This is a genomic window from Nocardia citri, from assembly GCF_054065835.1.
Map to the genome: position 1 here is coordinate 1 of NZ_JBSUQM010000053.1, position 3,899 is coordinate 3,899.

The following is a 3,899-nucleotide window of genomic DNA, read 5'->3' on the forward strand; positions in this document are numbered from 1 at the left end:
GATGTCCGGAAGATTCGACATGCCTCTAGTGCCTGACGGTGCAGGGTGATGTGACCTTTGGTTCTGGCGGTGTGACGGCCGGTAGGGGTTCGCTGGGGGATGAAAGGAGCGGCTCATGACTGCGGCTGATGTCGTGGTCCTGCTCGCCCGTGGGCGTTGGCGCGACATCGGCGTGGTGCTGGTTCGTGTTTTCGGACGCGGTCGACTGGGTCGGCGCCGGACACGGTGACCGGCGCGACGACGATCGTCGGGATACTCGACACAATCGTTTCGATTGATCCACACCCGTGCTGGCGGTCCGGACTGTGACGGCCAGTGGTCCTCGGATCCGAGGGCGAGTGACTGTCCAGGTGCTCACCCGAGCTGGGTTGTGGGGCGTGGTAAGCGACGACGGCGGGGTGATCGATGGCGCACGAGGCTGGCGGCGGTGGCGTTGCCGTCGATGGTGTTGATGTCGATGGTGTTGATGTCGAGCCGGGTGTTCGGTTGGATCCGACCGAGCGGGTGGATCTGCTGTTGCGTGATCTGCGTAGTTCCCGGTCGGGGTTGACTGCTCGTGAAGCACAGCGGCGGTTGGTTCATGTCGGGCCGAATCAGCTGCGCAGGCGGGGCGGGCGGCAATGGCCGCGGGAACTCGTAAAGCAGTTCACCCATCCGCTGGCGTTGCTGTTGTGGGCGGCGGCGGGGTTGGCGTGGGCGGTGGGCATCGCACCGGTGGCGATCGCGATCATGGTGGTGATCGTGATCAACGCCGCGTTCGCGTTCGTGCAGGAACAGCAGGCCGAGAAGGCCGTGGAAGCGCTCGCGGCGTATCTGCCGATGCGGGCGACGGTGGTACGCGACGGGGCCGTTGGCGATATCGACGCCACGCAACTGGTGCCCGGTGACATACTCGTCATCAGCGAGGGCGATCGGATCTCGGCGGATGCTCGCCTGCTCGACGGCGGTATCGAGGTCGACGTCTCCACTTTGACCGGGGAATCGATGCCGGTGTTCCGCGCGGCCGAGCTGGTCGACACCCGGGTCCCGCTGCTGCATGCGCGCAACCTGGTGTTCAGCGGCACCACCTGCACCGAGGGCGACGCCCGCGCGGTCGTCTATGCCACCGGGATGCACACCGAGCTGGGCCGCATCGCCGCCCTGTCGGAGCGGGTGCGGCGTGAGGAGAGCCCGCTCGAGCACCAGGTCCGGCGGGTGGCCTGGCTGATCGCGTTGGTGTCGGTGCTGCTCGGCGCGGCGTTCATCCCGGTCGCGACCCTGGGCGCGGGGTTGTCGTTCCTCAATGCTGTCGTCTTTGCTGTCGGCCTGCTGGTCGGCAACGTCCCCGAGGGGTTGTTACCGGTCATCACGTTGGCGTTGGCGATCGGGGTGCGTGGCCTCGCGCGGCGCGGCGCGGTTGTGAAACGGCTCAGCGCGGTGGAAACCCTCGGCTCCACCAACGTGATCTGTACCGACAAGACCGGAACACTCACCGAAAACCGGATGCGGGTCATCGTGGCCGCCACCGCCACCGGCACCCACGATCTCACCGCGAACCCGCCACCACCGGATGTCACCCGCACCCGCCTGGCCACTGCGATGACCTCCTGCAACAACGCGCGCCCCGCCTCTGGCGGGCGCGCCGCAGTCGGTGACCCGACCGAGATCGCGATGCTCGGCGCCGCCGCAGCACTCGGTATCTGGCTGGATCCGGATGTACGGCAGCGGCAGCGGCGCCGCCAGTTCCACTTCGATCCCACCCGCAAACGTATGTCCACCCTCGACGAGGACGACACCGGCCGCCTTTGGGTGCACGCCAAGGGCGCCCCGGAAACCATGCTGCCCCGCTGCGCCACCGAACTCGACGCCCACGCCACCCCACAGCCGCTCACCCCGACTCGCCGACGCGCACTCTCCGAATACGTGGACAGTCTGGCCCGCCGAGGGTTGCGCGTGCTGGCCGTCGCCGACCGCAGCATCGACCCCGGCGCGACACCGCCGCGCAGCAGCGAGCAGGCCGAGCGAGATATGACCCTGCTCGGGCTGGTCGCCATGGTCGACCCGCCGCGCCCCGAGGTCGCCGACGCCGTCGCCGCCTGCCACACCGCCGGGATCCGGATCATCGTCATCACCGGCGACCACGGCCTCACCGCAGCCGCCATCGCCGCACAAGTCGGCATCACTCGCACCGAACCCGTCGTCGTCACCGGCGAACAACTGGACCGGATGAGCGAGGACGACCTCGACACACTCCTCGACAGCGACGCCGACCTGATCTTCGCCCGCTCCTCACCGGAAGCGAAACTCCGTATCGCCGACGCCTTGCGCGACACCGGGCACGTCGTAGCGATGACCGGAGACGGCGTCAACGACGCCCCCGCCCTACGACGCGCCGATATCGGCATCGCCATGGGCCGCACCGGCACCGACGTCGCGCGAGAAGCCTCCACCATGGTGCTCACCGACGACAACTTCGCCACCATCACCGCCGCCGTGCAGGCCGGACGCCGCGTCTACGACAACATCCGCAAATTCATCTTCTACATCTTCGCCCACGCCACCCCCGAGATCACCCCGTTCATGGTGTTCGCGCTCTCCGGCGGCGCGATCCCGCTGCCACTGACCGTGTTGCAACTGCTGGCCTTCGACGTCGGCACCGAAACCCTGCCCGCCCTCGCCCTCGGCCGCGAACCCGCAGAACCCGGCATCATGCACAAGCCACCCCGCTCCCGCACCGAACCAGTCATCGGCGCCCCCATGCTGCTACGCGCCTGGTTGTTTCTCGGCGTCATCTGTGCGGTGCTGGCGATGGCCGGATTCTTCTACGTGCTCCTGCGGGCAGGATGGCGGCCCGACGCCGCCATCGGCCCCGGGCAACCACTGCACCACGCCTACCAGCAGGCCACCACCATGACCTTCCTCGGCATGGTCACCGGCCAGATCGGCACCGCCTTCGCCGCCCGCACCGAACACGCCTCGCTCCGCTCGATCGGCGTGTTCTCCAACCCCCTGCTGCTGTGGGGTATCGCCTTCGAACTCGCCCTCACCGCCGCCATCATCTATCTCCCACCCCTGCAGACCATCCTCGGCACCGCAGCGCTCACCCCCGATATGCTCGCCGTCACCGCCCCCTACCCCATCATCGTCTGGGCAGCCGACGAACTACGCCGCTGGCTACTCCGCCACAAGGACTAGCCTAGTCAGCGCGACTTTTTTCGTCGCTGGACCCCACGTGCCGTGTGGTTGCCAGGAGGGCGGCAATTTGCGAAGAGGGGGCAAAGGGACTGTACGGTCAGCGGTGTAACTCCTGAGCAATATGGATGCACTTGTGACTGATGAGAAGGCCGCCGGATCTGCTGCGGCAGCGTCGGTGTCGATGGATGAGCAGATCCGGCGGTGGGCCGCGGACGCTCGTCGTGACGGGCTGCAGCTGGTCGGCGAGGGCGGGCTGCTGGCGCGGATGACCAAGCTGGTGGTCGAGTCCGCGCTCGAGGGCGAGATGGACGATCATCTCGGCTATGCCAAGCACGACCCGGCCGGCCGTGACGGCGGGAACTCGCGTAACGGTAAGCGGGCCAAGACGATCGAGACCGAGGCCGGGCCGGTGGAGATCACCGTGCCGCGGGACCGGGAGGCGAGTTTCGAGCCGCAGATCGTTAAGAAGCGACAGCGCCGGTTGAACGGTGTGGAGAACATCGTGATCTCGTTGTCGGCCAAGGGGCTCACGACCGGCGAGATCAGTGCGCATCTGCGCGAGATCTACGGCGCGGAGGTGCCGAAATCGACGATCTCCACGATCACCGAGCGGGTGATAGAGGGCATGGCCGAATGGCAGAACCGGCCCCTGGATCCGGTGTATCCGGTGCTGTTTCTTGACTGCGTGAACGTGAAGATCAGGGGTCTGGCGCAGACTTCGTGAT

Annotated in this window: 1 protein-coding gene and 1 pseudogene; both read left to right on the forward strand. The window is 67.3% G+C overall.

Features of this window, described 5'->3' with window-relative positions; all coding sequences use genetic code 11:
* Positions 1 to 405: 405 nt before the first annotated feature.
* Positions 406 to 3,174, forward strand: a complete 2,769-nt coding sequence (locus tag ACW2Q0_RS30945) for a cation-translocating P-type ATPase (protein ID WP_457194467.1) — start codon at positions 406 to 408, stop codon at positions 3,172 to 3,174.
* A 181-nt stretch (positions 3,175 to 3,355) separates the two neighbouring features.
* Positions 3,356 to 3,877, forward strand: a pseudogene (locus ACW2Q0_RS30950) (transposase); the annotation flags it as partial.
* Positions 3,878 to 3,899 lie beyond the last annotated feature (22 nt).